The sequence below is a fragment of the Streptomyces sp. NPDC058000 genome (assembly GCF_042886435.1).
GTDB lineage: Bacteria > Actinomycetota > Actinomycetes > Streptomycetales > Streptomycetaceae > Streptomyces.
The window spans coordinates 67,132-93,892 of record NZ_JBHVQS010000005.1; the positions used below are offsets into that span (position 1 = coordinate 67,132).

24 protein-coding genes are annotated in these 26,761 nt (G+C 69.2%); 2 read left to right on the top strand and 22 right to left on the bottom strand.

Annotated features, from left to right (window positions below; translation table 11 throughout):
• Positions 1 to 35: 35 nt before the first annotated feature.
• Complete coding sequence (locus ACFVT2_RS07685) at positions 36 to 770, top strand: carbonic anhydrase (protein ID WP_390013381.1); 735 nt, start codon at positions 36 to 38, stop codon at positions 768 to 770.
• Between the two features lie 48 nt (positions 771 to 818).
• On the opposite strand, the gene ACFVT2_RS07690 is transcribed toward ACFVT2_RS07685, so the two are convergent.
• The 12 genes from ACFVT2_RS07690 to ACFVT2_RS07745 all read right to left on the bottom strand — a co-directional run bounded on the left by ACFVT2_RS07690 (position 819) and on the right by ACFVT2_RS07745 (position 14,786).
• Positions 819 to 1,088, bottom strand: a complete 270-nt coding sequence (locus ACFVT2_RS07690; RefSeq protein ID WP_390013384.1) for a hypothetical protein — start codon at positions 1,086 to 1,088, stop codon at positions 819 to 821.
• A 283-nt stretch (positions 1,089 to 1,371) separates the two neighbouring features.
• Positions 1,372 to 3,165, bottom strand: a complete 1,794-nt coding sequence (locus tag ACFVT2_RS07695) for a carbamoyltransferase (RefSeq protein ID WP_390013387.1) — start codon at positions 3,163 to 3,165, stop codon at positions 1,372 to 1,374.
• A gap of 241 nt (positions 3,166 to 3,406) precedes the next feature.
• Positions 3,407 to 4,651, bottom strand: coding sequence for a class I SAM-dependent methyltransferase (locus ACFVT2_RS07700; RefSeq protein WP_390013390.1), 1,245 nt, complete (start codon positions 4,649 to 4,651; stop codon positions 3,407 to 3,409).
• Positions 4,652 to 4,755: 104 nt separating this feature from the next.
• Complete coding sequence (locus ACFVT2_RS07705) at positions 4,756 to 5,532, bottom strand: class I SAM-dependent methyltransferase (RefSeq protein ID WP_390013392.1); 777 nt, start codon at positions 5,530 to 5,532, stop codon at positions 4,756 to 4,758.
• 54 nt (positions 5,533 to 5,586) lie between these two features.
• On the bottom strand, positions 5,587 to 6,582 hold the full coding sequence (locus ACFVT2_RS07710; protein ID WP_390013395.1) for an NAD-dependent epimerase/dehydratase family protein: 996 nt from the start codon (positions 6,580 to 6,582) through the stop codon (positions 5,587 to 5,589).
• 60 nt (positions 6,583 to 6,642) lie between these two features.
• The gene (rfbA, locus tag ACFVT2_RS07715; RefSeq protein WP_390013398.1) at positions 6,643 to 7,560 is read right to left on the bottom strand and encodes a glucose-1-phosphate thymidylyltransferase RfbA; all 918 of its coding nucleotides are present in this window, start codon (positions 7,558 to 7,560) and stop codon (positions 6,643 to 6,645) included.
• On the bottom strand, positions 7,557 to 8,198 hold the full coding sequence (locus ACFVT2_RS07720; protein WP_390013400.1) for a dTDP-4-dehydrorhamnose 3,5-epimerase family protein: 642 nt from the start codon (positions 8,196 to 8,198) through the stop codon (positions 7,557 to 7,559). The genes rfbA and ACFVT2_RS07720 overlap by 4 nt, the downstream gene beginning before the upstream one ends.
• 373 nt (positions 8,199 to 8,571) lie before the next feature.
• On the bottom strand, positions 8,572 to 9,720 hold the full coding sequence (locus ACFVT2_RS07725) for a nucleotide disphospho-sugar-binding domain-containing protein (RefSeq protein ID WP_390013403.1): 1,149 nt from the start codon (positions 9,718 to 9,720) through the stop codon (positions 8,572 to 8,574).
• A 91-nt stretch (positions 9,721 to 9,811) separates the two neighbouring features.
• On the bottom strand, positions 9,812 to 10,951 hold the full coding sequence (locus ACFVT2_RS07730; RefSeq protein WP_390013405.1) for a nucleotide disphospho-sugar-binding domain-containing protein: 1,140 nt from the start codon (positions 10,949 to 10,951) through the stop codon (positions 9,812 to 9,814).
• Positions 10,952 to 11,002: 51 nt separating this feature from the next.
• A complete protein-coding gene (locus tag ACFVT2_RS07735) occupies positions 11,003 to 12,190 on the bottom strand; it encodes a cytochrome P450 (protein WP_390013408.1) in 1,188 nt (395 codons plus the stop codon).
• Between the two features lie 64 nt (positions 12,191 to 12,254).
• A complete protein-coding gene (locus tag ACFVT2_RS07740; protein ID WP_390013410.1) occupies positions 12,255 to 13,439 on the bottom strand; it encodes a nucleotide disphospho-sugar-binding domain-containing protein in 1,185 nt (394 codons plus the stop codon).
• A 102-nt stretch (positions 13,440 to 13,541) separates the two neighbouring features.
• Entirely contained in the window at positions 13,542 to 14,786 is a 1,245-nt protein-coding gene (locus ACFVT2_RS07745) for a nucleotide disphospho-sugar-binding domain-containing protein (protein WP_390013413.1), read from the bottom strand.
• A 158-nt stretch (positions 14,787 to 14,944) separates the two neighbouring features.
• Between ACFVT2_RS07745 and ACFVT2_RS07750 the strand changes: the two genes are divergently transcribed.
• Positions 14,945 to 15,526, top strand: coding sequence for a TetR/AcrR family transcriptional regulator (locus ACFVT2_RS07750; protein ID WP_390013415.1), 582 nt, complete (start codon positions 14,945 to 14,947; stop codon positions 15,524 to 15,526).
• A gap of 11 nt (positions 15,527 to 15,537) precedes the next feature.
• Here the strand turns inward: ACFVT2_RS07750 and ACFVT2_RS07755 are convergent, their stop codons facing one another.
• The 10 genes from ACFVT2_RS07755 to ACFVT2_RS07800 all read right to left on the bottom strand — a co-directional run bounded on the left by ACFVT2_RS07755 (position 15,538) and on the right by ACFVT2_RS07800 (position 26,752).
• A complete protein-coding gene (locus ACFVT2_RS07755) occupies positions 15,538 to 16,341 on the bottom strand; it encodes an SAM-dependent methyltransferase (RefSeq protein WP_390013417.1) in 804 nt (267 codons plus the stop codon).
• Positions 16,341 to 17,591 carry a Gfo/Idh/MocA family protein gene (locus ACFVT2_RS07760; RefSeq protein WP_390013419.1) on the bottom strand — a complete coding sequence of 417 codons (1,251 nt, stop codon included), beginning with the start codon at positions 17,589 to 17,591 and terminating at the stop codon, positions 16,341 to 16,343. The genes ACFVT2_RS07755 and ACFVT2_RS07760 overlap by 1 nt, the downstream gene beginning before the upstream one ends.
• Positions 17,588 to 19,000, bottom strand: a complete 1,413-nt coding sequence (locus ACFVT2_RS07765; RefSeq protein ID WP_390013421.1) for an NDP-hexose 2,3-dehydratase family protein — start codon at positions 18,998 to 19,000, stop codon at positions 17,588 to 17,590. Before ACFVT2_RS07765 ends, ACFVT2_RS07760 begins: the two co-directional genes overlap by 4 nt.
• A gap of 63 nt (positions 19,001 to 19,063) precedes the next feature.
• Positions 19,064 to 19,819: an NAD-dependent epimerase/dehydratase family protein gene (locus ACFVT2_RS07770; protein ID WP_390013424.1), complete on the bottom strand. Its 756-nt coding sequence runs from the start codon at positions 19,817 to 19,819 to the stop codon at positions 19,064 to 19,066.
• 194 nt (positions 19,820 to 20,013) lie between these two features.
• Positions 20,014 to 21,324 (bottom strand): lipopolysaccharide biosynthesis protein RfbH, encoded by a 1,311-nt coding sequence (gene rfbH / locus ACFVT2_RS07775; RefSeq protein WP_390013426.1) that lies wholly within the window; start codon positions 21,322 to 21,324, stop codon positions 20,014 to 20,016.
• 60 nt (positions 21,325 to 21,384) lie between these two features.
• Positions 21,385 to 22,362, bottom strand: a complete 978-nt coding sequence (gene rfbB / locus ACFVT2_RS07780; RefSeq protein ID WP_390013429.1) for a dTDP-glucose 4,6-dehydratase — start codon at positions 22,360 to 22,362, stop codon at positions 21,385 to 21,387.
• Between the two features lie 164 nt (positions 22,363 to 22,526).
• Positions 22,527 to 23,579 carry an aldo/keto reductase gene (locus ACFVT2_RS07785; protein WP_390013431.1) on the bottom strand — a complete coding sequence of 351 codons (1,053 nt, stop codon included), beginning with the start codon at positions 23,577 to 23,579 and terminating at the stop codon, positions 22,527 to 22,529.
• Between the two features lie 13 nt (positions 23,580 to 23,592).
• Entirely contained in the window at positions 23,593 to 24,183 is a 591-nt protein-coding gene (locus tag ACFVT2_RS07790; RefSeq protein ID WP_390013434.1) for an NADPH-dependent FMN reductase, read from the bottom strand.
• A gap of 52 nt (positions 24,184 to 24,235) precedes the next feature.
• Entirely contained in the window at positions 24,236 to 25,420 is a 1,185-nt protein-coding gene (locus ACFVT2_RS07795; protein WP_390013437.1) for an acyltransferase family protein, read from the bottom strand.
• A 126-nt stretch (positions 25,421 to 25,546) separates the two neighbouring features.
• Positions 25,547 to 26,752 carry an MFS transporter gene (locus tag ACFVT2_RS07800; RefSeq protein WP_390013441.1) on the bottom strand — a complete coding sequence of 402 codons (1,206 nt, stop codon included), beginning with the start codon at positions 26,750 to 26,752 and terminating at the stop codon, positions 25,547 to 25,549.
• Between the last annotated feature and the right edge of the window lie 9 nt (positions 26,753 to 26,761).

Sequence of the window (26,761 nt, forward strand, 5' to 3'; positions counted from 1 at the left end):
CGGACGTGACGAGGTGTCAGCGAGGGGAACGACCGATGGACCAGGCAGGACGACTGGATCGTAGGGCTGTGCTGGCCGGCGGACTGGCCGGTGCCGCGGTCGCGCTGACGGGGTGCTCCTCGACGCGCGCTGTGCCGGCGGCGCCCACGGCCTTGGCGCGGGCGCGGCCGAGCACGCCGGCCGCGGCGTTCGCCAGGCTGATGGAGGGCAACAAGCGGTGGGTCAGTGGTGCTCTGCACCATCCCGACCGGGATCCGAACCGGCGTCAGCTCGTGGCCCAGCAGCAGGAGCCGTTCGGGTCGGTGCTGTCGTGCATCGACTCCCGTGTGCCGCCCGAGCTGCTCTTCGACACCGGGCTGGGTGACCTCTATGTGATGCGCACCGGTGGTGAGGCGGTCGACCCGGTGGTCACCGGTTCGGTGGAGTACGGGCCGATGACCAGTGGTACGCCGCTGGTCGTGGTCCTGGGGCATCAGCGCTGCGGTGCCATCGAGGCGGCCCACAAGTCCCTGCGTGGTGGCACGCCGCTGCCCGGCAATCTGCAGGCGATCGTCAAGGCCCTGAGGCCGGCGTACGAGCAGGCGGTCCGCAAGGGCGGTGCGGACCCCGTCGACACCATGGCCCGGGCCCAGGTCACGTTGACCGCGACCGCGTTGCGTTCCAACCAGGACCTCGCCCCCTTGGTCAAGAGGGGCGCGCTTGCCGTGGTCGGTGCCTACTACTCGCTCGACACCGGCGCGGTGGAAGTGCTGGACGGCGCGCCGTCCTAAAGGGGGGCGCTGTCTGATCGCGTGCGCGTGGGGGCGGGTGGTGGCCGGTCAGATGTCGTGGGTGCGCTGTGCGGTGAGGGGGAAGCGGCGGATCACGTAGGCGAGGGGAAAGGCGAGGAGTGCTACGGCTGCGACGGTGCTCAAGACGATGAGGGTCGGGTTGATCCAGGCGGGGACGATTTCCACGCCGTCGCAGATCGTGCTGAAGGGGAAGTGGCTGGAGGACTCGGGGAAGGTCCTGGATCCCATGCGGGCCAGGCAGGTCTTGTCGGGGAACAGTCCTGGCGAGTACGCGCCGTCGGCGTAGCCGAAGGTCAAGAAGGCGGCGCTGGCAGTTGCCAGGCATCCCAGCGCCCAGGGTTTGGGGCTGGCCAGGCGGGGTCGGTCGCCTTCGCGGAGTCGGACTCTGGCGTGCCGGCCCAGGCCGCAAAGGGTCGCTATCAGCACAATGAGCGCAGGGAGGCCGAAGAAGACAAGGAGCATGCGTCATGGTCGCATGACCGGCGCGGTGGCGGTGCTGTTGTGGGGTGTGGGGCGGCCTGGTGGGGTGGTGCGGACATGAAAAAAACGGCCCGCCGGGTGGCGGGCCGTTGGTGGGTGGTCAGCGTTTGGTGACCAGGAAGTTGCCAATGACCAGGTGGTCGATGTCGGTGCCCAGGAAGCACTCGATGGCGTCGGTGGGGGCGCAGACGATGGGTTCGCCGGCGACGTTGAAGGAGGTGTTGACCAGGCAGGGTACGCCGGTGCGGGTGGTGAAGGCGCGGAGCAGGCGGGCCAGGAGGGGGTTGCTGTGGTCGGTGACGGTTTGGATGCGTGAGGTGGCGTCGACGTGGGTGGCTGCGGCGATCTTGTCCTGGTAGGCGGGGCGGACGGGGAAGACGAAGGTCATGTAGGGCGAGCGGTGCTTCTTGCCCATGTCGAAGACGGTGGGGGCGTCTTCTTCGAGGACCAGGGGGGCGAAGGGGCGGAAGGGTTCGCGGTGCTTGACCCGGTTGTTGATGGTGTCCTTCATGTCCGGGTAGGAGGGGTTGGCCAGGATGCTGCGGTTGCCCAGGGCCCGTGGGCCGTATTCGGTGCGGCCTTGGAACCAGCCGATGACGGTCTTGCCGGACAGGAGTTCGGCGGTCTTCTCCACGATCTGGTCGGTGGGGAGTTCTTCCCAGGTGAGGGTGGAGGTGTAGGCGCCCAGCGCGGTGCGGATCTGTTCGGTGTCGTATTCCGGGCCGAGGTAGGGGGATCCGTCGGTTGTCAGGGGCTCGGCGTGGGCGTGGGCGACGTGGGCGGCGGCGCCGATGGAGACGCCGGGGTCGCTGGCGCCGAAGCTGACTTCGAGGCGTTCGAAGGGCAGGTCTTGAAGGAGTTTGGTGTTGTTGACGCAGTTGAGGGCCAGGCCGCCTTCGAAGATCAGGTCGCGCAGGTCGGTGGCGGCGGCCAGGGCGCGCAGTTGGTGGGCGGTGACGACTTCGATCATCTGTTGGGCGGCGGTGGCCAGGCGGACGCGGAAGTCGAAGGTTTCGCGGTTGTCGTCGTGGCCGTCGAAGAGCTTGTCGAGTAGTTCGGCGTAGGCGCGGGGGCCGCGTCGGTCGTGGGCCAGGGCCAGGGAGTAGCGGCCGTCTTCTTCGAGGGTGACGACGTTGCCCAGGAGGGGGTTGTCTTCGGGTGCGGGGGGTGTGCCGAAGCCGGCCAGGCCCATGACCTTGTATTCGTCGTTGTTGGGGACGAAGCCGAGGTAGCGGGTGATTTCGCCGAAGAGTTGGGCGATGGAGTTGCCGAAGTCGATGGTGAAGCGGTCGAAGACTTCGACTTTCCCGTTGCGGATCTCGCCCATGATGGCGCTGTCGCGTTCGGCCTGGCCATCGTTGATGAGGAAGGCGGCGTCGGTCAGGCCGGAGAAGGTGCGGCCGCAGGCCAGGTGGGCGCGGTGGTGGGGGACGGTGACCAGCTTGTGGTCGGGCAGGGCGTAGCCGGTGTGGCGGGTGAAGTCTTCGATGAGTGCGGTGCGGCCCAGGGCTCCGAGGTAGAGCTGGCCGAAGGTGGACAGGACGGTGAGTTTTTCTTCGGCGGTCAGTGGGGCGCCGGCGACGGCGGTGACGGTGGTGTCGGCGTAGGTGTTGTCGTGGTTCCAGCCGAAGGCGAAGTGGTCGACGTCGTCGTAGGTCAGGCCGGCCTGTTCCAGGCACCAGCGGATGGCGTTGAGGGGGAAGGCGCTGGTTTTCTTGTTGCGGTTGAGGCGTTCTTCCTCGACGGCGGCGACCACTTCGCCGTCGATGATCAGGGCGGCGGCGGCGTCGTGGCCGATGAGGTTGTGTCGGTCGACGCCGTCGGGGGCGTGGCCGTAGAGCCGGGCGAAGAGGTCGGCGACCTGTGAGAAGCCGTTGTAGCCCAGGATGATCATCGGGATTCCTCCGTGGATGCCCCCGGTGGGGTTGCCGGGAGAGGCAGTTCGAACTCCTGCGGGCAGGCGAGGCGACGTCGTTCCGTGCGGTGGGAACGACGTCGACCTTGGCTGTCGGGCAGTGGCGAGTGGGGTGGGGTGCCGGGTTTTGTCGGTGCCACCGGTGACCGGGACGGGTGTGTCGCGAAGGACCCTGGCCTTGGCTGAGGTGTCGGCCCGCGGGCCCGACCTGGGTGGTGGGTCAGTTTCGGCGGCGGGGTACTACGGTCAACTCCGGGAGGGGGAAGACGAGTTGGCCGCCGGCGGTCATGAAGTCGGCTTCGCGCTCCAGGAATCCCTCGCGGTAGATCCAGGGCAGGACCAGGAGTTGGTCGGGGCGGTGGGACTTGGCTTGTTCTTCGGAGACGATGGGGATGGCGGTGCCGGGGGTGAAGGCGCCGGCCTTCTCGGGGCTGACTTCGCCGATGCAGGGCAGGTCTTCCTCGGTGAGGCCGCAGAACTGGAGGATGACGTTGCCCTTGGTGGAGGCGCCGTAGCCCAGGGTGAGTTTGCCGTCCTTGCGGGACTGGGCGAGGAAGTCCCGCAGCTGGTCGCGGGCGGCGTGGGAGCGCTTGGCGAACGCCTCGAACGGGGCCATGGTGGCCAGTCCCAGTTCTGCTTCGCGGGCTCGGATGCGGGCCAGGGCCGTCTCCTGGACGCGGTGCCGGCTGTCGCGGCGGGCCAGGGTGATGCTGATGCTGCCGCCGTAGACGGCGGTGAGTTCGGCGCGGATGACCTTCAGGCCGACGCGGTGGGCCATCCATTCGATCTGCTGGAGTGCGTAGTACTCCAGGTGTTCGTGGCAGACCACGTCGTAGGCGGTGGCCTCCAGCATCGCCGGCAGGTAGCTCTGTTCCATCAGCCATACGCCGTCGTCGTCGAGGATGTCGTGGACGTCCTGCATGAACTCCAGGGGCCGCGGCAGGTCGTAGAACATGGCGATGGAGGTGACGATCTTGGCGCGGCGGGAGCCGAAGCGTTCCTGGAACAGCTGGCGGGAGAAGAAGTCGGGGATGAGGTCGATGTGCGCGGGGTAGTACGAGCGGAACTTCTCGCCGGTGGGGTCGATGCCGACCAGGGTGGGGCCGCTTGCGTAGCCGCGCAGGAGGGTGGAGTCGTTGCTGCCGATGTCCAGGACCAGGTCCCCGGTGGTGGGCTGGACCAGTTCGGTGAGCTGGGCGACCTTGCCGTGCAGGTGGTTGATCATGAACTCGCGGATGCCGGAGCGGTAGCCGTAGCCCTCGCCGTACATCAAGGAGAAGTCGGCGGTGTGGCGCAGCTGGACCAGGCCGCAGCCTGCGGGTGAGCATTTGACGAGCTCAAGGGGGACCTGGGGAACGTGTTCCTCCCGGCTGCGGGGGAAGACGCCGGTGAGGGCCTGTGGGCCCAGATCCAGCACGGGCAGCAGTTCGCTGTTGCCGCAGGCGCGGCAGGTGTCGATGGGCATGGGTTCTCCAAGTCGAGCTCGGCCGGCGACGGGCGACCGGTCGGGGTTCCGGGGCGGGGCGCTGGGTGGGTGTGGGACGCGGGGTGCGGGTGTGGGTGTGGGGTTCAGTCCTCGCCCCAGACCAGGTAGATGATCGGGGACTCGCGGTGGGGCAGTTGGTGGAGTTTGACGCTGCCCAGTTCCAGGAATTCGGTGAGCGCCTTGGTCTCGCCGGGCCACTTGGGGTGGGCGAGTTCGTCGAAGGCGATGATGCTGCCCTTGGTCAGGTGCGGGCGGATGGCGTGCAGGGTTTCCAGGGAGGGCTCGTAGAGGTCGAGGTCGATGTAGGCGAGGGCGACGATCGTCTCGGGGTTCTCGGCCAGGTACTGGGGGACGGTTTTGCGGACGTCGCCTTGGACGACGAAGCTGCGCTGGGTGTGTCCGTAGGGTTCGTTGACTTCGTGTGCGGCCAGGACGGCGCGCAGGTGGTCGACTTCGTCGGCGGGGACGGCGAAGCGGCCTTCGACGGCGCTGGGGGTGGCGCGGTCGACGTCGGCGATGTCGGGGAAGCCGGTGAAGGTGTCGAAGCCGATGACGCGGCGCAGGGAGTTGTAGGGCTCGTAGATGCTGCGCAGGGCGGTGAAGGCGGCGAGGTGGCGGCCGTGCAGGACGCCGAATTCCATGATGACGCCGGGGACGTCGACGATCTTGCGGTAGAGGGCGTCCATCGCCAGGAGGTCGGCGAGCTGGGGGCGGCGCAGGTAGACGGGGAGGTTGTCGATCAGGTACTCGGGCGGGATGGGGGTTTGGGCGAGGAGTTCGGTCAGGCGCAGTCGGGAGTCGCGTTCCTGCTCGGACTCGTGCGGTACGACGCGCGGGTCCTTGTAGGGCGAGTCGGTCATGGTGGTCCTTTCCCGTGGTGGGCGTTGGTGTGGGGCTGGTGGGGGCTGGTGGGGTCAGCGGCTGGTCTGGCCGGCGTCCCAGAGGTCCTGGAGGGTCTGTTGGAGGGGGATGCGGGGTTGCCAGTGCAGGAGGGTGCGGGCGCGGCGGATGTCGGCCTGGACCCAGTTGGCGCCCAGGCTGTGGACGGGGCCCTGGTCTTCGTTGATGGCGGTGGGGGGCAACTCGGCGGCGGCCAGGAGGTGGGTGACCAGTTCCCGCATGGGGACGGCGACGCCGCTGCCGATGTTGAAGACCCGTTTGGTCAGGGGGCGTCTGGCGGCTTGGACGGCGGCTTCGGCGACGTCGCGGACGTCGACCCAGTCACGCATGGCGGGGGCGACGTTGAGGGTGAGGGGGGCGCCGGTGTGGGCGGCGGCGCGTAGTTGGGGCAGGAGTTTGCCGGGGAAGCTGGCCGGTGTCGGGTAGGGGCCGACGGTGTTGACCAGGCGGAGTACGGCGGCGTCGAGGGTGCCGGTGTGGGCGGCGGCCAGGACGGCTTGTGAGATGGCGAGTTTGGCGCGGGCGTAGGCGTTGGTGGGGCGGGGGGTGCGGTCTTCGGCCAGGGGGACGCCGGGGTCGCCGGGGCCGTACTCGTGGATGGTGCCGATGTGGACCAGGCGGGGTGGTTTGGGGCACTGCTGGAGGGCCTGGATCAGGGTGTGGGCCAGGCCGGCGTTGGCGGCCAGGAGTTCGGTGGCGCGTTGTTCGCCGCCGTCGGCTGCGCTGGTGACGTCGGTGGCGCCGGCCATGTCGGTGGCGTTGACCACGACGTGGGCGCCGGTGCTGGTCAGGAGGTGGGTGAGGGCGTCGGTGGGGGCGGTGAGCAGGTCCAGGGGGTGGAAGGCGTGGGGGGCGAGGTGGGGGGCGGGGGTGCGGCCCACGACGGTGACGCGGTAGCCGTGGTGGGCGAAGGCTGCGCAGATGTGCCGTCCGATGCAGCCGCTGCCGCCCAGGACGAGGACGCCGGGCGCTTCGGGGTCCGGTGGCGGGGACGGTGAGCGGTCGTGCATGGGTCCTCCGAGGTGGGAGCGGAAGGGCGCAAGGGCGGTGGTGGCGGGTGTTGGTGGTGGTCAGGCGGTGCGGGGGTAGCAGGTGGCGCCGACGGTGCGGGACAGGGCTCCGCCTTCCTCGGCGAGGTTGACCAGGTAGTCCCCGTAGTCGGTGCCGGCTCGCTCGCGGCCCAGGTGGTGGCACTGTTCGGCGGTGATGTAGCCCATCAGGTAGGCGACTTCTTCGACGCAGCCGATGCGGATGCCTTGGCGCTGTTCGAGCATCTGCACGTACTGGCCGGCTTCCAGCAGTGAGTCGTGGGTGCCCATGTCGAGCCAGACGAAGCCGCGGCCCAGTTCGGCCAGGTGGGCGCGGCCCTGCTCCAGGTATGCCTTGTTGATGTCGGTGATCTCCAGTTCGCCGCGGTCGGAGGGGATGAGGTCCTGGGCCAGTTGGACGACGGTGTGGTCGTACATGTACAGGCCGGTGACGGCGATGTTGGAGCGGGGTTGGTGGGGCTTTTCGGCCAGGGCGGTCAGGCGGCGGTCGGCGTCGAGTTCGGCGACGCCGTAGCGCCAGGGGTCCTTGACGGGGTAGCCGAACAGGGCGCAGCCGTCGAGGTGGGTGGCGGTGGTGCGCAGCAGGTCGGAGAAGCCGTGGCCGTGGAAGATGTTGTCGCCCAGGATGAGGGCCACGTCGTCGGTGCCGATGTGGTCGGCGCCGATGAGGAAGGCTTCGGCGATGCCGTTGGGTTCTTTTTGTTCGGCGTAGTCCAGCTTCAGGCCGAGGTCGGAGCCGTCGCCGAGCAGGCTGCGGAAGCCTTCCGCGTGGGCGGGTGAGGAGATGATCAGGATCTCTTGGATGCCGGCGAGCATGAGGACCGAGAGGGGGTAGTAGACCATCGGTTTGTTGTAGACGGGCAGGATCTGCTTGGAGACCACGGTGGTCAGGGGCCGCAGGCGGGTTCCGCTTCCGCCGGCCAGCAAGATGCCCTTCATGCCCGGGTCCCGGTCAGGTCGTGCTGTGCCTGGGTGGGTGTGCCCAGGCGGGCTTCGAGTTCCTGGCAGAGCTGGTAGTTGGGGAGCAGGCCGCGGTCGGCGGCTTGGGCGAGGGGGAGGGCGGCGCTGTCGCGTGTCGAGAGGATCGGGTCGATGTCGTCGGGCAGCGGCAGGGCCAGGGCGGGGTCGAGGGGGGAGATGGCCAGTTCCTGTTCGGCGATGTAGGGGGCGGAGGTCAGGTAGGCCATGACGGTGTGGTCGGTCAGGGCGATGAAGGCGTGGCCGACGCCGACGGGCAGGTACACCGAGCGGAAGCCTGTTTGGTCCAGGAGGACCGCGTCCCAGGTGCCGTAGGTGGGTGAGCCTTGGCGGATGTCGACGACGATGTCCAGGGAGCGGCCGCTGGCGCAGTAGACGTACTTGGCGGCGCCCGGGGGTGCGACGGTGTAGTGGATGCCGCGGACGACGCCGCGTCGGGAGACGCTGTGGTTGCTTTGGGCGACGGAGAACAGTGGTCCGCCCTTGGCGGCTTGGAAGGTCTGCTGTTGGAACGGTGCGACGAAGACCCCGCGGTCGTCGGAGAACGTCTGCGAGGTGAATTCGAATGCGCCTTGCACGGCGAGCTTTCGCGCTTGCAATGTGTCCCTCCGGATTACGGGATGGGGGCTTTGAGGCCCGATGCATGCGGTGTACGGCCCCGGGGCGCGCTGCGGTGGCGTGGCAGTGCCGGTGGTGGGGTGCGTGGGGTGGGCCGGGGGCGGGGTGGGCGTCCGTCGCGGCCGGCCGGCGCGGTGCTGGGCACTGCGCGGTGCGGTGCGGTATTCGGTGATGAGCGTGGAATACCGCGAACGCTAGGAAATCTATCTTCGGGGGCGTACGGGGTCAACGGCGTTGTTTTCAGGGAATTCCCAGGCCGGTGTCAGGGGAATGTCAGCCGGTGTCAGAGGAATGTCAAAGGAGTGTCGGGTGGTGCCGGGAGTGGGGTCGGTCGGGGTGGTTGGTCGGGGTGGTCTAGTGGTGGGTGAGGTCTTCCAGGGCGTGGACGGTGTCGGCCGGTGTGGGCATGGCCTGGATCTCTTCGCGTAGGGCTTGGGCGCGCTTGCGGTAGGTGTCGTCGGTCAGGGCCTGGTGGCAGGCTTGGCCGAGGCGCTCGGGGGTGTCGTCGCCGGTGGGCAGGGTCAGGGCGGCGCCGTAGTCGGCCAGGGTGCGGGCTGCGCCGGCGAGCATTTCGGCGCCGGGGACGATGACTTGGGGGGTGCCGGCGCGCATGCCGGTCAGGCTGGTCACGCCGCCGCCGTGGTGGACGAGCAGGTCGCAGGTGGGGGCGACGATGTCCAGGGGGACCCAGCCGGCGTGGACGTTGTCGTGCTGGGCGTGGAGGTCGGGGGCGAGGGCGTCGGGGGCGGCGATGAGGATGTCGGTGTCCAGTGGGGTGAGTTCGGCGATGGCGCGGGTGAGGAATTCGTAGAGGCGGTGGCGGGCGTCGCGGGTGACTTGGCTGCCGGCGGTCAGGCAGATGCGGGGGCGGTGGGTGCGGGTGTACATCCACGGCTTCAGGGGGCGGTGTTGGTTGCCGAGGATGAACTGCAGGGGGGTGGCGGGGGCGGCTTGGTGGGGGCGCAGGCTCGGTGGGCACACGTCGAGGAACAGGTCCGGTTCGGGGAGTTGGGACAGTCCCAACTCGGCTAGTTCGGGCTGGAGTTCCTCGTTGGCGCCGGGGTGGATGTGGCGGGCGTCGATGGCGTCCCAGGCTTGGCGGACGTAGGGGACGTCGAGGTGGGCGGCCAGGAGGGCGGCGGCGTAGGTGGTGGTGCCGCCCACGATCAGGTCGGGGCGCCAGTGCTGGGTGAAGTGGCGCAGGGGGGCGAGGCTTGCGGCGGCCAGGCGGCCGAACCAGCGGCCGGTGAAGTTGCCTTGTTCGGCAAGGGGTTTGCCCAGGGGCGAGTCCACCCGGTGGCCTGCGCGGTCTTGGGTGGTGAAGTGTTGGATGGGCAGGTCGGTGGTGGAGATCGCCGGGAGCGCCGAGGCGTTGATGGCGGGCAGGAGGTCGGCGTTGCCGGCCATGAAGACTTCGTGGCCGGCGCCGCGGGCGGCGGTGGCCAGGGGGGCCAGGGCGAAGACGGTGGCCGGCCCGCCGCCGGTGATGAACAGGATTTTCAACGGTCCTTCTTCACGGGTCGTTGGGTGGGTGCGGGGTGGGTGGGGTGGGGCCGGGGGTGGTGTGGCCACTCCCCCGGCCCCGGGGGTGGTTTTAGCGGGCGGCGAGGTTTTCCAGTACGGCGACGACGTCGGCCGGGGTGGGCATGGCGGCGATCTCGCGGCCCAGGTCGCGGGAGCGGTCGGCGTAGGTGGGGTCTTGGAGGAGTGCGTCCAGGGCCTTGCCGACGCTGTCGGGGTCCGCTTCGTGGGGCAGGAGGCTGCGGGCGGCGCCGTAGTCGGCGACCAGGCGGGCTGCCTCGCGGACCTTGGCCTCCTGGGGTAGGAGGAGTTGGGGGACGCCGGCGAGGGAGGCGGTCAGTCCGGTCAGGCCGCCGGCGTGGTGGACGATGAGGTCGCAGGTGGGTATCAGGACGTCCAGGGGGATCCAGCCGGCGCGGACGTCGGGGAACTGGGCGCTCAGTTCGTCGGCGACTTCCGCTGGGGCGGGGATGACGATCTCGGTGTCCAGTGCGCTCAGGCGTTGGACCATGCTGCGGATGAGGTGGAAGTTGTTGCTGGTGGTGGCCATGCTGCCGCCGGTCACGCATACCCTGCGCCGGGTGGGGCGGGTGTACATCCATGGTTGGAGGGGGCGTTGGGTGTTGAGGGGGATGAAGCGGATCTGTTGGGCGGGGGCGGCGTCGGCGGGGCGGATGGCTGGGGGGCAGTTGTCGATGAGCAGGTCGGGCAGGGTCAGTCGGTCAAGGCCCAACTGCTTAAGTTCGGGGGCGAGTTCGTCTTCGCTGCCGGTGTGGATGCCGAGGGTGTCCAGGGCGGTCCAGGTGTGGCGTATCCAGGGGATGGCGAATTCGCGGGCCAGTAGGGCTGCGGCGTAGGCGTGCGGGCCGCCGATGATGGCGTCGGGGCGCCAGGCGGTGGCTACTTCGCGTAGGCGGATGAGGCTGTGTGCGGCCAGGCGTCCGAACCAGCGGCCGGTGTACTGGATGAAGTCGGGGTGGTCGACGTCGTCGGGGACGTGTTCGGGTTCGCCGGAGCGGCGGGTGGCTTTGATGGCGGTGAGGTCGGTGGTGGTGGCGGCGAGGGCGGGCAGGCCGACGCCGGTGATCACCGAGGTGAGTTCTTTGGGTGCGGACATGAACACCTGGTGGCCGGCGTTGCGGGCGGCGGTGGCCAGGGGGGCGAGGGCGAAGATGTTGGAGGGGGTGGGGCCGGCGACAAAGAGCAGCTTCATGGTGGTGGTTTCCTTCGGGGCGCCGCGGTGTGGGTGGGCTGCGGTGGCCGTTTAGGTGAGCAGCTGCAAGGACTCCACGCCCATCACGTTGGCGCCGGGCATGAAGACGGGTGCCTTGAGGGGGTCGCAGCGCAGTTCGGGGAAGCGGTCGAAGAGGATGTCCAGGGCGATGAGGCCCTCCAGTCGGGCCAGGGGGGCGCCCATGCAGAAGTGGGAGCCGCGGCCGAAGGAGAGGTGCGGGTTGTTGCCGCGGTCCAGGTCGAAGGTGTTCGGGTCGCGGAACTGGCCGAGGTCGCGGCTGGCGGCGGCGGTTTGGACCATGACGACCTGGAGGGCGGGGATCTCGACGTCGCCGATCGTTGCGGGCTTGCGGGTGACTCGGCGCAGGGCTGCCAGGGGGGCGAACAGGCGTAGGGATTCCTCGATGGCGGCGGGGATGCGGCTGCGGTCCTTGCGGACGGTTTCCATGGCTGTGGGGTGGGCGTCCAGGCACAAGATGGTGTTGCCCAGCAGCATGGTGGTGGTGATGTGGCCGGCCACCAGCAGGACGAAGGCGAAGTTGACGATCTCGGCGGTGGAGAGGCGTTCGCCGTCGACTTCGGCCTGGACGAGTTTGGTGAGCAGGTCCTCGCGGGGTTCGGCCAGGCGCTGTTCGACGTGTTCGCGCAGGTAGGTGGAGAGGTTGTTGATCTGGACGAAGGTCTCTTCGCGTTGCTTGCGTAGTTCTTCGGTGTCTTCGCCGGTGGAGAAGCTCTGGTTGTTCTCCAGGAGCTTGCTGACCCATTCCCGGAACACGTGGCGGTCGCTGGCGGGGATGCCCAGGAGTTCGGCGATGACGATGACGGGCAGGGGGTGGGCGAGGATCTCGACGAGGTCGAAGGGGTCGCCGGGCTCGACCTGTTCGAGGAGTTCGTGGGTGATGGCCTTGATGCGGGGTTCGAGGGCGGCGACCACGCCGCGGGTGAACACCCCGCTGACGATCTTGCGCATCTTGGTGTGTTCGGGCGGGTCCATCGTGGTGAGGTTGCCGGGAAAGATCTGTCGTTTGCCTTCGGGGGCCAGGATGCTCAGGTCGGAGGAGAAGGTCTCTGCGTCGCCGAGGACTTGGAGGCACTCGGCGTATCCGTAGACGTTCCACAGTCCCTTCTTTTCGTCGTAGCAGACCTTGCCCGGCGGCAGTTCGCCCCGCATCCAGAACTGGTCCTCGTGGAAGGTCCACTGCGTGCTGGCGTTCGTCACGGTCGTTCCTTTCGGTCGGGGGTGCTGGGGGTGGTGCTCGGGGGTGAGGGGTGGGTGGGGTGGGTCATCGGCGGTGGTGTGCGGCGAGGTGTTCGAGGGTGCGGACGCTCTGGGCGGGGGTGGGCATGCGTTCCATGTCCTGGCGCAGTGCGGTGGCCGCCTTTGCGTAGTGGGGGTCGGTGAGCAGGTCGGTCAGGGAGCGGCGGAGTTGGTGGGGGTCGTCCTGGGCGGCGACGGTGTCCAAGGTGATGCCGGCGCCGGTGGCGGCCAGTCGGTCGCCGTGGGCGAAGCAGTCGGCCATCTGGGGCAGGGCGAGTTGGGGCAGTCCGTGCAGGGTTGCGGTCATGGTGGTGGCGGAGCCGCCGTGGGTGACGATCGCGTCGCAGGAGTCGAGGATGAGGTGGAGCGGGAAGGGGTCGACCATGCGGACGGTGGTGGGCACGGGGCCGATCTGTTGGCGGTGGTCGGCGCCGATGGTGGCGATCAGTTCGATGTCGGGGAGGCCGGCCAGGGCGTGCAGGAGGGTGCGGGTGAAGGGGATGCCGTTGTAGGCGAGGGTGCGTCGGCCCAGTGAGATCACGACGCGGTGGGGGCCGGTGCGGGGCTGGCCCCATTGGGCGCGGAGCCAGTCGGGGGCGGTGCCGCTGCCGTTGAAGGGCACGTAGCGCAGGGGGGTTTGGCCGGTGAGGTCGGGGAGTTGGAGGGCGGTGGGGCAGGGGTCGAGGACGGCGGTGGGGTCGGGCAGGGTGTCGATGCCAAGTGCCTGGCAGGTTGGCTGGAGTTCTTGGCGGGCGGCGGGCAGGCGGGGGGTGCCGATCGGGTCGACGCCCCAGCGGTGGTGGACGGCCGGGATGCCCAGGGCGGCGCCGGCGATCAGGGCGCTGTAGTTGAGGGGGTCGGCCAGGATCAGGTCGGGGCGGTAGGCGCGGGCGAAGTCGAGGTAGGTGCCGGCCATGTCCTTGGCGTGTTCGATCCATACGCCGCCGAAGCCGCCCTTCATGCGGGGGTCGGCGCGGGGGCGGGATTCCAGGGGGCGTTTGCCGGGGGTCAGGGCGCGCAGGACCAGTTCTTCGGTCCGGAACCAGTTGCCCAGGCTCACGAAGTTCAGTCCTGCGGTGCGGGCGGATTCGGCGCTGTCGGGTTGGCCCAGGACGAGGACGTCGTGGCCGGCGGCGCGCAGGGCCCAGGCCGCGGGGACCAGGGGTGGCAGGTGGCTGGGGTCGGGGGTGGTCATCACCAGGACACGCATCGGGTTCTCCTTGTGGCCTTCTTCGGCCGTGGGGCCGGGTCCCGGGCGGGTGGGGCCACCGGTGCCGGTGGGCGCGGGCCGGTGCCGGTGGGCGGGGTGGGGTCAGTGTGCGAGGGCGGTGAGGGTGTCCAGGAGTTCGGCCGGGGTGGGCAGGGTCGTCATTTCCTGGCGCAGTTGGGTTGCGGTGCGGCGGTGGACGGGGTCGTCCAGGAGGCGGCGGACGGCGGTCCGGATGGCGTGCGGGTCGGCGTGTGCGTTGGGCAGTGACTGGGCGGCGCGGACGCCGGCGAGGCGGTCGGCGATCACTTCCTGGTCGGATCCGGCGTGGATGGCCAGTTGCGGTATGCCGGCGGCCAGGGCGGTCATGGTGCAGCCGGCGCCGCCGTGGTGGATCACCGCGTCGCAGGCGGGCAGCAGCAGGTGCAGGGGGGTCCGCTCCAGCAGGCGGACGCCGGGGGGCAGCGGGCCGGATTGGGTGATGCGTTCGCGGTCGGCGCCGGTGAGGGTCAGCAGGACCTCGACGTCGAGGTCGGCGAGGGCTTCGATGATGCGCGGCACGGCGAAGGAGGCCGGTCCGTACACGCCGCTGACGGAGGTCCCCCACACCACGCAGATGCGTGGCTTGGTGCCGTGGTAGCTGGCCGGGGCCGGTGGGAGGGCGCCGGGGCCGTTGTAGGGGATGTGGCGTATGGGGATGCGGTGGGCGTCCAGGGGTGGGTGGGCGGTGGGGGGTGAGGGGTCGATGACGTGCTGGTAGACCTCTGGTCCCATCTGTCCTGCGTGGTGGCGGGCGAAGGCGTTGCTGGGGTCCATGGGGACGAAGCTGGCGCCGGGTGGGGCGCCGGGGACGTCGTCCTGGGGGCCGATGGGTCCCCATAGGTGGAGCAGGGCGGGGATGTTCAGGGCTCGTCCTACCAGGGGGCCTTCCAGGCTCATCAGGTCGTTGAGGACCAGGTGGGGTTGCCACCAGCGGGCGAAGTCGACGGCTGCGTCGCAGCTGCGGGCGGTGACGCCGATGGCCCAGTCGTGGTTCTCCTTGGACCAGGTGTCCATGTCGAACTCGTCGAGGGAGGTGAGGGGTTGGCCGGTCAGGGGGGGGGGGGGCAGGCCGGTGAAGGCCCAGGTGCCGGCGCGTGCCTTGCGGTAGTTGTGGAGCCTGCCCCGTACGGTCATGTCCATCGCTTCGAGGACGGGTACGGGCATCAGGCCGGCATGGGTGATCGGTTCGCTCTGGCAGGGGGTGCACAGGACTTTGACCTCGTGGCCGGCTGCTTGCAGGGCCCAGCCCAGGGGCACCATGGAGAACCAGTGCCCGGGCCAGTTGGACACCGAGAACACAACGCGCATCGCGTTCCTTTCGCATGATCGTGCGGGGTCACCGCCGGTGGCGGTGGCGGCGGGCGGACGTAGACTCGGGCCTGGTCACTTGCCCGCCAAAGGGGGGTAAGTGGCCGCCAGGTGGGCGGTTTTCGCCTGTGGTGCGAGGAGATGAAGGAGTGAGGCCCGTGGCCGGCAGTGGCGCCAGGAAGGACCGGGGGGACACCCGCAAGCGCATCCAGGAAGTGGCGCTGGAGCTGTTTGTCCGGCAGGGCTACGAGAAGACCTCACTGCGTGAGATCGCTGAGATGTTGGGTGTCACCAAGCCCGCGATCTACTACCACTTCAGGTCCAAGGAGGACATCCTCCAGAGCATCTTCGAGGACCTGGGGCGTCCGGTGGACGATCTCATCGCCTGGGGGCGGCAGCAGCCGCGGACGTTGGAGACGAAGAAGGAGTTGCTGCGCCGGTACGGGGCGGCGATGGATGCCACCGTTCCGTTGTTTCGGTTCATGCGGGAGAACGAGGCGACGCTGCGGGACTTGAAGGTGGGTCAGGAGTTCAACCAGCAGATGACGGCCATCGGGGAGATGCTCACCGATCCGCGGACTCCGCTGGTCGAGCAGTTGCGGTGCATGGGTGCGCTGTTCACCTTGCATTTCGGGACGTTCGCGCTGGGGCATTTCGAGGGGGATCCGGAGGTCAAGCGGACGGCGCTGTTGGCGATCGCCACGGACATGGTGGAGACCGCCCACGGCGAGGGTGCCTGAATCCGGGCGGGTCAGGGTTTGCGGGCGAGTGCGGCGTAGAGGTTGGAGCGTTCGTCGGCGTCGCCGGAGGTGGCGTCGGGGCGCCACTGGGGGGTGAAGACCAGTCCGGGGTCGAGGAGTTCGAAGTCGCCCAGAAGGCGGGTGACCTCGGCGCCGGTGCGGGGCACGATCGGGGCGCGGCCGCTGTTTTCGAACATCTCGATCGTGCGGCGCATGGTGTCGGCGTCGTTGTCCCAGGTGAAGCAGGACAGGGCGAGGTAGCTGCCGGCGGGCAGGGCGTCGCGGTAGCGGGCGGTGATCTCCCACAGTTGGGCGTCGTCGGGCAGGAACTGGGTGACGCCGAGCATGAGGAAGCCGATGGGCTGGGAGAAGTCGATGAGCTTGGTGGTGGCGTCGGCTTCCAGGACGGCCCTGGGGTCGCGGATGTCGGCGGCGACCATGGCGGTGTGTTCCTGGTCGCGCAGGATGAGGTCGCTGTGGGCGAGGGTGGCCGGTTCGTTGTCGACGTAGACGACGCGGGTGTCCGGGTGGCTGTGGTGGGCGATCTCGTGGACGTTGCCCATGACCGGTAGGCCGGAGCCCAGGTCGATGAACTGGCGGATGCCGGCGGTCAGGAGGAAGCGCATCACGCGCTGGAGGTAGTCCCGGTTTTGTCGGGCCATGATGTTGGCGGGCAGGACGGAGAGGACCTGGTCGCCCAGTTCGCGGTCGGCGGGGAAGTGGTGGGTGCCGCCCAGGAGGTAGTCGTAGGCGCGGGCGGCGCTGGCGGTGTGGCGGTCGATGTCGTCGGGGACCCAGGGAGGGGTCGTGGTCATCACAGGCTCCTGACGGTGTGGTCGGTGTGGGGTTGTTGGTCTGCTCGGGCGCGGTCCGAGGTGGGGCGGTGGGCCGCGTCGGGCACGGGGGCGTCGTGCCCGGGGGTGTCGTGCCCGGGGGTGTCGTGCCCGGGGGTGTCGTACGGGGCGGTGTGGTGCGGGGCGGTGTGGTGCGCGGGGGTGTGGTGGGGGGTGGTGTGGTGGGGGGTGGTGTGGTGGGGGGTGGTGTGGTGGGGGGTGGTGTGGTGGGGGGTGGTGTGGTGTACGGCGGCGCGGTGGCGGATGGCGTCCAGCAGCTCCGCCTGGCGCAGCACCGCCGCCTCCGGTTCCCGCCACTGCCCCGGTCCCGGCCGCTGACCCGGTGTGCGGATGGCTGCGGCGAAGGCGGTCAGGGTGTTGGTGACTTGGTCATCTGGCGGTAGGTGCAGTTCTTCGGTGTCCATGCCGCGTTCGATGCGCAGGCGGGGGGCGTGGTCGGCCGGTGGGGTGAAGGCGTGGTCGACGATGATGCGGCCGGTGCTGCCGCATACCTCGTACCAGGAGCGGTAGGCGTGGTCCAGGCCGAAGGTGAGGTGCGCGGTGATGCCCGTTGCGCTGTGCAGGAGGGCGGCGCCGGCGGTCTCCACATGGCGGCCGGCGCCGTAGGTCAGGGCGGCGCCGACGACGTCGAGGTCTTCGCCCAGGAGGTGCAGGGCGGCGCGCAGGGGGTAGACGGCGACGTCGGCCAGCGCGCCGCCGCCCAGTTCGGGGCGGTGTCGGATGTCGTCGTCGGGGAGTTTGGGGATGCTGAACTGGGCTGTGAAGGAGCGGAGTTCGCCGATCGCACCGTCGTTCAGGAGGCGCTGGACGGTGGCGTGTTGGGCGTGGTGGAGGAACATGACGTTCTCGGCCAGGACCAGGTCGCGGGCGGCGGCCAGGGAGAGCAGGTCGCGGGTTTCGGTGGCGCTGGTGGTGGTGGGTTTCTCGGCCAGGACGTGTTTGCCGGCGTTCAGGGCGGCCCGGGTCCAGGTGGCGTGCAGGGCGGCGGGCAGCGGGATGTAGACGGCGTCGATGTCCGGCATGGCCAGCAGCGCGGTGTAGTTGGGGGCTGCGTGGCAGCCGTACTGGGCGGCGGCCTGGTCTGCGGCGTGGGTGTCCCGGCTGGCCAGGGCGGCGATCTGGATGTCGGGGCAGGCGGCCATGGCCGGCAGCATGCGGCGGCGGGCGATGGAGGCCAGGCTAAGGACGCCGATGCGCAAGGGGCGGGTCATTGGGCCGGTGTCATCGCGCCGAGGCAGGCCAGGAGGGTGCGGGCCTGGACGTTGACGTAGTGGCCGTGGCGTACCAGGGAGGTGAGTTGGCCGGGGGTGACCCATTGGTAGCCGGGGGGTGGGGTCAGGGGGGCGGTGTTCTGGTCGGCTTCGATGACCAGGTAGCGGCTTTCGGCGTTCAGGAAGCGGCCGCCTTCTTCGGAGTGGAGGGCTTGGTAGCGGATGGTCTGGGGGGGTGCGGAAAGGACGTGGTGCAGGAAGGGGGGCCAGCGTCGGGTGGGTAGGTGTGCGTAGTTGGCGGGGGTGTATTGGACGGTGGGGCCGAGTTCGACGGTGTCCAGGAAGCCGCCTTCGACGCGGGCGTGGGCCAGGACGTGGTCGACACCGTCGATGGTGCGGGTCAGGAATGCGGCGATGCCTGGTTCGACGGGTTCGAACAGGGGTTGGGTCCAGCCGGTGACTTCGCGGTTGCCGGCGCGTACGGAGACTGCGACGGCCTTGAAGTAGCGGCCTTCTTCGTGCTCGATGGCGTAGGGGCCGCGTTTCCAGCCGGTGACGGTGGACAGGGGGATGCGGGTGGCGCTGACGGTGTGGCGGGCGCGTTCCTCGGTGAACCAGGACAGGAGGTCGGTGTCGGACAGGTGGGCCTGGCCGTGGGTGTCGGGCAGGGGGATGCAGGACAGGACGGTGCGGGCGTCCATGTTGACGATGTTGTCCTGGTGGAGGAGTTCGGCTATTTGGCCCAGGGTCAGCCAGCGGAAGTCTTCGAGGAGGGGGACGTCGCCGTCGGCCTCGACGATCATGTTGCGGTTGCTTTTGCGGAAGAACCAGGAGCCGTGTTCGGACTGTAGGACGTCGGCCAGGACCCGGCCGCGTCCGGGGCGGGTGAAGTATTCGATGTACTTCACGGCGGCGCCGCGGTGGGCTCGGGTGTAGTTGCTGCGGGTGGCTTGGACGGTTGGGGAGAGTTGGACCAGGTTGGGGTTGCCCGGTTCCATTTTGGCCTGCATCAGGAAGTGCAGGATGCCGTTGAATTCCTTGACGAGGATGCCGAGGATGCCGACTTCGGGTTGGCGGATGATGGGCTGTTGCCAGTGGTGGTGGCCCTCGTCGTCGACGGCGGTGACGTCCAGGCCCTCGATGGTGAAGAACTTGCCGCTGTGGTGGCCGAGGTTGCCTGTGGTGGGTTCGAAGGTCCAGCCTTCCAGGTCGGCCAGGGGGATCCGTTCGACGCGGAAGTCGTGGGCGCGGCGTCGCCGGCTGAGCCAGGTGGTCACGTCGGGGATGTCGGGGGTGGTGGGGGTGGTGGGTTGGCGGGTGGCTGCGGAGCGGGCGAAGCGGTCGGCGGTGGTGGTGTCTGCGCGGGGTCGCACCGTGGGCGGTGCGGTGGGGCGGGTGGGGGACGGCATGATCCAACTTTCTGAAGGCTCCGGGGAGTTCGTGTGGTCGGGGCGCGGGCGGGGTGGGTGGGGTTAGGGGGTTGCCGGGGTGAAGGCGGTGGTGAGGAAGTCGTCGAGGACGCCTCGGTAGTAGTCGGGGCCGAATCCCATGGCGGCGACTTCGGGGACCAGGGTGCGGAGTTTGTCGATGGAGATGGTGTGGTGGCCGCCGACGTCGATGTAGCTGCGGGTGGCGGGCAGGCCGGTGCGTTGTTGGAGGTGGTCGATGATGTGGTCGACGGGGACGGCGGCGCCGGAGGCGACGTTGACGATCTGTCGGGTCAGGCCGCGGGCCAGGAGGTGGTCGACGATGGCGATGACGTCGTCGACGTCGATCAGGTCGCGGGTGGCGCCTTTGTGGACGGCGACGGTGCCTTGTTGGAGGTGGCGCAGCAGGGTGGGCAGGAGTTGGTGGGGTGGTTGTCCGGGGCCGACCAGGTGACCCAGGCGCAGTGCCAGGAAGTCGGTGCCTGAGGTGCGCAGGTGGCTTTCCATGGCGAGTTTGTGGGTGCCGTAGGGGGTGCAGGGGGTGATGGTGAGGTCTTCGTGGCCGGGGCCGTTTGCGGTGCCGTACATCCCGGTGGAGGCGGTGGAGAAGAACAGCAGGCGGCGTGCGGTGGCCCGGCAGTCGGCGGCGACTTCGCGCAGGAGGGTGGCTTCGCGGGCGAAGTCGGCGTCGGAGGTGTGGCTGGCCCAGGAGACGCCGGCGGCCAGTACGACGGTGTCGGGGTGGCGGTCGGCCAGGGGTTTGAGGTGCCGGGCGAGGAATCCGTTTCCCACTATGTCCATCAGAACCTCTCAAGAGGGGCCCTTGGCGTAAAGCCGAGGGAGAGTGTCGTCCTTGGGTTCGCGGCGCGTCGCAGCCTGCCCCGAAAAGCGTTCTGGCCGCGCTGTGACGCCAGGAGCTGACCGATGGGCGTATGGGGTCGGGGAGGTGGTGGGTGTGACGGGCGTGCGCGTTGTGCCTTGGGGTGGCGGGTGGATCAGGTGCGGGTCTTGACGAATTCCTTGATCGAGGTGATGACGTAGTCGAGCATCTCGTCGGTCAGGGCCGGGTAGACGCCGATCCAGAAGGTGTGCTCGGTGATGAGGTCGCTGTTGGTCAACTCCCCTACGACGCGTTGGGGTTGGCCGATGTAGGCGGGGTGTCGGGTGAGGTTTCCGGCGAAGAGGCGGCGGGTGCCGATTTTGCGGCCTTCGAGGAAGTCGACGAGTTCGGCGCGGGTGAAGGGGGCGTCGGGGTCGATGGTGATCACGAAGCCGAACCAGCTGGGGTCGCTGCGCGGGGTGGCCTGGGGCAGCAGCAGGTGGGGTACGTCGTCCAGGGCTTCGCGCAGGCGGCGCCAGTTGCGGCGGCGGGCGGTGCCGAATTCTTCGAGTTTGGCCAGTTGGGTCAGGCCCAGGGCGGCTTGGAGGTCGGTTGCTTTGAGGTTGTAACCGACGTGGGAGAAGATGTACTTGTGGTCGTAGCCGGCCGGTAGGTCGCCCATCTGGTATGTGAAGCGTTTGAGGCACTTGTCGTTCTCGCCGGGCTCGCACCAGCAGTCCCTCCCCCAGTCGCGCATCGATTCCACGATGCGGGCCAGGGCGAGGTTGGAGGTCAGGACGCAGCCGCCCTCGCCCATGGTGAGGTGGTGGGCGGGGTAGAAGCTGACGGTGGCCAGGTCGCCGAAGGTGCCGGTGAGTTGGCCGTCGTAGGTGGATCCGACCGCGTCGCAGTTGTCCTCGATGAGGAACAGGTCGTGGTCTTGGGCGAGTTGGGCCATTTCGGCGGCTTCGAAGGGGTTGCCGAGGGCGTGCGCGATGATGATGGCCCGGGTCCGGGGGCCGATGGCCTGGGCGACGCGGTCGGCGGTGGTGTTGTAGGTGCCCAGTTCGACGTCGACGAAGACGGGGACCAGTCCGTTTTGCAGGATGGGGTTGACGGTGGTGGGGAAGCCCGCGGCCACGGTGATGACCTCGTCGCCCGGCCGGAGTCGACGGTCCTCCAGGAGGTGTGAGGTCAGGGCGGAGAGGGCCAGGAGGTTGGCTGAGGAGCCGGAGTTGGTCAGGTGGGCCTTGCGGCGTTTGAGGGTCCGGGCGAAGGCGGATTCGAATTTGCGGGCGCTGCGTCCCGCGGCGATGCGCAGGTCCAGTGCCGCTTCGACGAGGGCGACGCGGTCGTCTTCGTCGAGGACGGCGCCGGAGGGCCAGATTTCGGTGTGGCCGGGGATGAATCGCTGGTCGGGCTGGGCCTGTCGGTGGTACTTGCGGACGTCGTCCAGCAGCAGCGCCTTAGCGTCGCGGGTGTCCACTTGGTCTCCTTGATGTCCGGACGCGGATGGTCACTTCCTTGGTCACCGCGACTCCATAGGTCAGTGCGAGGCCCGGGTGTTGGTGGTGTTCCACCAGTTGGTGTTGTCCCGGTACCAGGCGACCGTGTCGGCCAGTCCCGCCTCGAAGTCGATCCGTGGTGCGTAGCCCAGTTCCTGGCGGATCTTGTGGTCGTCCAGGGCGTAGCGCAGGTCGTGGCCCTTGCGGTCGGGGACCCGTCGTACGTGGGACCAGTCGGCGCCGCACAGGTCCAGGAGGGCCTGGGTGATGTCGAGGTTGGTGCGTTCGTTGCCGCCGCCGACGTTGTAGATCTCGCCTGCGCCGCCTTTGTTGAGGACCAGGGCGATGGCGTGGCAGTGGTCTTCGACGTGGAGCCATTCGCGGACGTTGTGGCCGCTGCCGTAGAGGGGGACGGGTTGGCCTTGGAGGAGGTGGGTGACGAAGAGCGGGATGAGTTTTTCGGGGTGTTGGTAGGGGCCGTAGTTGTTGGAGCAGCGGGTGAGGGATACGTCGATGCCGTGGGTGCGCCAGTAGGAGCGGACGACCAGGTCGGAGCCGGCTTTGGAGGCGGCGTAGGGAGTGTTGGGCAGCAGGGGCCATTCTTCGGTCCAGGCGCCGGTCTCGATGGAGCCGTAGACCTCGTCGGTGGAGACGTGGACGACGCGTTCGGTGCCGCATCGTAGGACGGCTTCCATCAGGGATTGGGTGCCCAGGACGTTGGTGCGGAAGAAGTCGGCCGGGCCGGTGATGGAGCGGTCCACGTGGGATTCGGCGGCGAAGTGGACTACTGCGTCGTGGCCGGGGAGGAGGTCGTGCAGCAGGTTGGTGTCGCAGATGTCGCCTTGGACGAAGTGCAGGCGGGGGTGGGTGGGTGGCAGGTTGGTGCGGTTGCCGGCGTAGGTGAGTTTGTCCAGGACAGTGACGTGGGCGCCTTCCCAGCCGGTGAAGCGGTCGTCTAGGAGCATGCGGACGAAGTGCGAGCCGATGAAGCCGGCGCCGCCGGTGACCAGGAGTTTCATCGGGTGGTGCCTCCTGCTGGGGTGCGTGGTGGCTGGCGGTGGTGGGCGGGGGTGGGGGTCATGGGTGGTTCTCCTTGGCGGGCGGGGCTGGGGGGTGTGGTGCGGGTGGCTCGGGCCTGGCCTGGGGTGGCGTGGCCTGGGGTGGGGTGGTGTGGGTGGGGTGTTTAGAGGACGTCGGTGACGGTGCGGGCTGGGGGGCGGCGTCGTTCGATGTCCTGCCAGCGGTCCGAGTAGGCGCCGCGGGTGTATTTGGGGTGGCGCATCAGGTCGCGGGGGAAGCCCAGGGTGGGGGTGCTGAGGGTGTCCAGGCGTGTGGTGTGTTCGGTGGCCAGGGTCACGTCGAGGCTGGCGAGGGTGTCGTGGAGTTGTTCGGGGCGGGTGGCGCCGAGGATGGGCAGGACGGGGTGGGGGCGGGTGCGGAGCCAGGCGAGGGCGACCTGGGCGGGTGTCCAGCCTCCTTCGTCGGCGATGCGGACGACTTCGCGGACCAGGGTGGTGTCGTGGTCGCTGTCGCCGGCCCAGTTCTCCACGCTCAGGCGTCCGCGTTCGCCGCGTAGGTATTTGCCGGTCAGGCGTCCTTCGGCCAGTGCGCCCCAGGCGAAGACGCTGACGTCGCAGGTCGCGGCCATGGGCAGGAGGTCCCGTTCGGGGGTGCGGTCCAGGAGGTTGTAGCGGGCTTGGAGGCCGGCGAAGGCGGACCAGCCGCGGAGTTCGGCGAGCATGTTGGCGCGGGAGATTTCCCAGGCGGGCCAGTTGGAGGCGCCGACGTAGAGGATTTTTCCGGCGCGGATCTGGTCGTCGAGGGCGCGCATGACTTCTTCGACGGGGGTCAGGGCGTCGCGGGCGTGGAGCCAGAGCAGGTCGATGCGGTCGGTGCGCAGGCGGCGCAGGCTGGCTTCCAGGGAGGCGACGAGGTTTTTGCGGTGGTTGCCGGCGGAGTTGACGTCGCCCTCTTTGGTCATGGCGTTGTACTTGGTGGCCAGGACGAAGTGGTCGCGGCGGCCGCCGGTCAGGACGGCGCCCAGGCATTGTTCGGAGCGTCCGCCGCCGTAGACGTTGCCGGTGTCGAGGAAGTTGCCGCCGGCTTGGGCGTAGGTGTCGATGAGTTGGGCGGCGGTTTCCTGGGAGGCTCCCCAGTCGTCGACGCCGAAGGTGCCGGCGCCCAGGGCCAGTTCGGAGATGCGCAGTCCGGTCTTTCCCAGGATGTCGTACTTCATGGGCATCGTGGTGTCACGCGCCGTAGGGGTGCTGGGTGCGTGCCTGGCGCAGGGCGTGGGCCCACCAGGTGAGCTGGTCCAGTAGGGCCTTGGCGGCACTCTCGCAGCCTTCGGGGTCCTTGGGGTGGCCGTCGTCGTCGAAGGTGGCGGCGCCGCCGTGGAAGCTGACGGTGTCGCGGACGGTGACGGCGTGCAGTTCGGCGAAGACCTGGCGGAGCTGTTCGACGGCGCGCAGGCCGCCGGCGATGCCGCCGTAGGAGACGAAGCCGACGGGCTTGGCCTGCCATTCGACCAGGTGCCAGTCGATGGCGTTCTTCAGGGCGGCGGGGAAGCTGTGGTTGTACTCGGGGGTGACGATGACGAAGGCGTCGGCCTGGGCGAGGCGGGGGCGGGTGGTGGCCAGGACCGCGGTCATCTCGGGTGAGGGTTCGCGGGTGGGGCCGGTGGTGCTCAGGGGGACGTCGGCCAGGTCGATGACGTCGATGTCCAGGTCGGGGCGCGCGGTGGCGAGTTGGGTGAACCACTTCGCGATGGTGGGGCCGAAGCGGACGTCGCGGATGCTGCCGATGATGACGGCCAGGCGCAGGGGCTGCTGGGTGGACATGGGAGACCTTTCCAAAGGAGGAGGGGTGGTGGATGGGGTGGGGTGGGGCGGTTCAGTGGGTGTCGGCGGGGACGCTGTGGGGTTGGGGGTCGCTGCGCTGTGGGCGGCTGTTCTTGGGCCGGGACCAGCGGCGCATGGCGGGGCGTTCGACGGTTGCGTACAGGGCCCAGGCCGCGACGATGGAGAGGGCGAAGCAGCCCAGGAGGAAGGCGATGGCGACCGGGGTGCTCCAGGCCGGTCCGGAGGGCTGGCCGAAGATGTTGGGCTGTGCGCCGAAGGCGCGGTGGCCGAACTTCAGGACCAGGTAGTGGACGAGGTAGAAGGCGAAGGAGATCTCCCCCAGCCACACCATGGGGCGGGTGTTGACCAGGGTGCGGCGGCCTTGGACGTCGGCTGCGGCGGTGGCCGTGATCAGCAGGGCCAGCGGGATGATGGTGAACGCCGCGTAGTTGAACAGCGGGTTGTGGTCGACGTAGATGGGGACCAGGTAGGCGACGAGCGTCAAGGCGGCGGCGGGGACGATGGGGAGGTTGATCCAGCGGCCGGTGAGCAGGATCCGGGCCATGATCATGCCGAGCAGGAATTCCAGTAGGCGTACGGCCGGGAAGACGTAGACGAACCAGATCTGGGTCCAGGAGACCGGCAGGAACGAGTAGTGCGGGGTGCCTGGGAGCAGGTGTTGGGCGAGGGCCGGCACCAAGATGACCAGGGCGGCGGTGGTTGCGGCGGCGTACCACAGGTGGCGGGGTCGGATCTTGTTGATGGCTTTGATGAGCAGGGGGAAGGAGAGGTAGAAGAGCAGTTCCACCGACAGGGACCAGCTGACGTTGTTGGCGGCTTCGACGTAGGAGCTGTCGGGCATCCAGGCGTGCAGCAGGAACAGGGTGATCACTGTTTGGTGGGTGGCGACCGCGGTGCCGGTCAGGGCCAGGAGGGCCAGGGCGATGACGAAGGTGACGAGGTGGTTGGGGAAGATTTTCAGCAGTCGTCGGCGCCAGAAAGCGGTGGTGGTGTCGGTGGGTCTGACCGACCAGGTCAGGACGAAGCCGCTGAGGACGAAGAAGAAGGAGACGCCGAGCGCGCCGGCGTTGCCGAAGAAGCGGAAGTAGTCGGCGGCCGCGCCGATGTCGCGGAAGGCGCCGGCGGCGGCGCCGTGTACGGCGAAGACCAGGGCTGCGGCCAGGAAGCGCATGCCGGTCAGCGAGGGCAGTCTGGAGGTGTGGGCGGGGGGCGTCATGGGCGGGTGCCTTCCTTGAACAAGGGTGGGGTGCCTGTGCGCTTGCGGCGCTGGGGGTGGTGGGGGTGGTGCGCCGGTGGCGGGCGGGTGGGGTGGGGGCGGCGGTCTGGGGCAGCGGGGTGTGGGTTATTCGGTTTGTGCCTCAACTGGCGTGTGGTGGGCGGTTTTTGAGGCGTGTAGTCCCCATAGGGCGATGGCCAGTGAGACGGTTGCGGCGGTGGTGATCAGTACCAGGGGTGGCCGGTAGGCGTCTGTGGTACCGGGTGTGCCGGGTGGGTGTCCGGCCAGTCCTGCGGTCAGGAGTGCGGCGGTGGCTGTGGGCAGGAGGACGGCGCCCAGTTGTACGGCGGTTTGGTACAGGGCGGTGGCGGCGGGCCGGTCGGTGGGGGGTAGGGCGCTGCCGGCGTGCAGGTTCAAGGCGGTGAAGGACAGGACGAATCCGATGCCGACCAGGGCCATGGTGGGCAGGAGGTCGGCTGTGTAGGAGTGGGCTGGGGTGGCCGCGAGGGCGAGCAGGTAGCCGGCCAGGGGGGCGGTGGCGCCCAGGGCGATCAGGCGTGGGGCGCCGAAGCGGGCGACCATCGGGCCGGTGCGGAGGGCGGCGGCGGCCAGCGGGGTGCAGGCGGGCAGGAAGGCCAGTGCGGTGTGCCAGGGGGTCCAGTGCCAGGTGGTTTGGAGGTAGAAGGCGGTCAGGACAAGCAGGGAGAGGTAGGTGCCGTTGAGGGTGGCGGCGCCAGTTGCGCTGCGGATCAGGGGGCCGTTGGTCAGGAGGTGGTGTGGGGGGCGGGGCGGGGCGGGGGGCGGGCTGGTGGTGTGGTGGGGGTCGCGGGGGATGGTGCGGGCGGCCAGGCACAGCAGGAGCAGGGCGGCGGGGGCGGTGGCCAGGAAGGTCAGGTGCCAGTTGAGGGAGGTCAGGGCGCCGGACAGGAGGAGTCCGGTGGTGAAGCCGATGGCGCCGAAGAAGGAGTAGAGGGAGATGGCGCGTCGGCGTTCGGGGCCTTCGCGGTAGGTGGTGGTGATGATGGCCAGGCCGGTGGGTGCGGTCAGGGCGGCGCAGATGCCTTTGAGGACGCGGGTGATGACCAGGAGGGTGGGGTCGTTGGTCAGTCCGCCGGCCAGGGAGGCCAGGGTGAAAACGGTGAGGGCGCCGAGGTAGAGGGGGCGGCGTCCGAAGCGGGTGGCCAGGGGGGTGCCCAGGAGGAGGAGTGCGGCGAAGCCGAGGGCGAAGCCGCCCATGAGCCACTGGACGGTGAGGGGGGTCAGGCCCAGGCTGGTGCTGATCGGGGGGAGGGCGACGATGACGACGGAGACTTCCAGGGCGTCGATGAGCATGTTGCCGGC

Bases quoted from the DNA above. Each gene is read 5' to 3' on its own strand.
- ACFVT2_RS07745 (WP_390013413.1), bottom strand. From the start codon at position 14,786: ATGCGCGTTGTGTTCTCGGTGTCCAACTGGCCCGGGCACTGGTTCTCC.
- ACFVT2_RS07760 (WP_390013419.1), bottom strand. From the start codon at position 17,591: ATGACCCGCCCCTTGCGCATCGGCGTCCTTAGCCTGGCCTCCATCGCC.
- ACFVT2_RS07785 (WP_390013431.1), bottom strand. From the start codon at position 23,579: ATGAAGTACGACATCCTGGGAAAGACCGGACTGCGCATCTCCGAACTG.
- ACFVT2_RS07755 (WP_390013417.1), bottom strand. From the start codon at position 16,341: ATGACCACGACCCCTCCCTGGGTCCCCGACGACATCGACCGCCACACC.
- ACFVT2_RS07710 (WP_390013395.1), bottom strand. From the start codon at position 6,582: ATGCACGACCGCTCACCGTCCCCGCCACCGGACCCCGAAGCGCCCGGC.
- ACFVT2_RS07800 (WP_390013441.1), bottom strand. From the start codon at position 26,752: ATGCTCATCGACGCCCTGGAAGTCTCCGTCGTCATCGTCGCCCTCCCC.
- ACFVT2_RS07685 (WP_390013381.1), top strand. From the start codon at position 36: ATGGACCAGGCAGGACGACTGGATCGTAGGGCTGTGCTGGCCGGCGGA.
- ACFVT2_RS07795 (WP_390013437.1), bottom strand. From the start codon at position 25,420: ATGACGCCCCCCGCCCACACCTCCAGACTGCCCTCGCTGACCGGCATG.
- rfbA (WP_390013398.1), bottom strand. From the start codon at position 7,560: ATGAAGGGCATCTTGCTGGCCGGCGGAAGCGGAACCCGCCTGCGGCCC.
- ACFVT2_RS07705 (WP_390013392.1), bottom strand. From the start codon at position 5,532: ATGACCGACTCGCCCTACAAGGACCCGCGCGTCGTACCGCACGAGTCC.
- ACFVT2_RS07695 (WP_390013387.1), bottom strand. From the start codon at position 3,165: ATGATCATCCTGGGCTACAACGGCTTCTCACAGGTCGCCGACCTCTTC.
- rfbB (WP_390013429.1), bottom strand. From the start codon at position 22,362: ATGAAACTCCTGGTCACCGGCGGCGCCGGCTTCATCGGCTCGCACTTC.
- ACFVT2_RS07770 (WP_390013424.1), bottom strand. From the start codon at position 19,819: ATGGACATAGTGGGAAACGGATTCCTCGCCCGGCACCTCAAACCCCTG.
- ACFVT2_RS07730 (WP_390013405.1), bottom strand. From the start codon at position 10,951: ATGAAGCTGCTCTTTGTCGCCGGCCCCACCCCCTCCAACATCTTCGCC.
- ACFVT2_RS07790 (WP_390013434.1), bottom strand. From the start codon at position 24,183: ATGTCCACCCAGCAGCCCCTGCGCCTGGCCGTCATCATCGGCAGCATC.
- ACFVT2_RS07700 (WP_390013390.1), bottom strand. From the start codon at position 4,651: ATGCCCATCGACACCTGCCGCGCCTGCGGCAACAGCGAACTGCTGCCC.
- ACFVT2_RS07740 (WP_390013410.1), bottom strand. From the start codon at position 13,439: ATGCGTGTCCTGGTGATGACCACCCCCGACCCCAGCCACCTGCCACCC.
- ACFVT2_RS07765 (WP_390013421.1), bottom strand. From the start codon at position 19,000: ATGCCGTCCCCCACCCGCCCCACCGCACCGCCCACGGTGCGACCCCGC.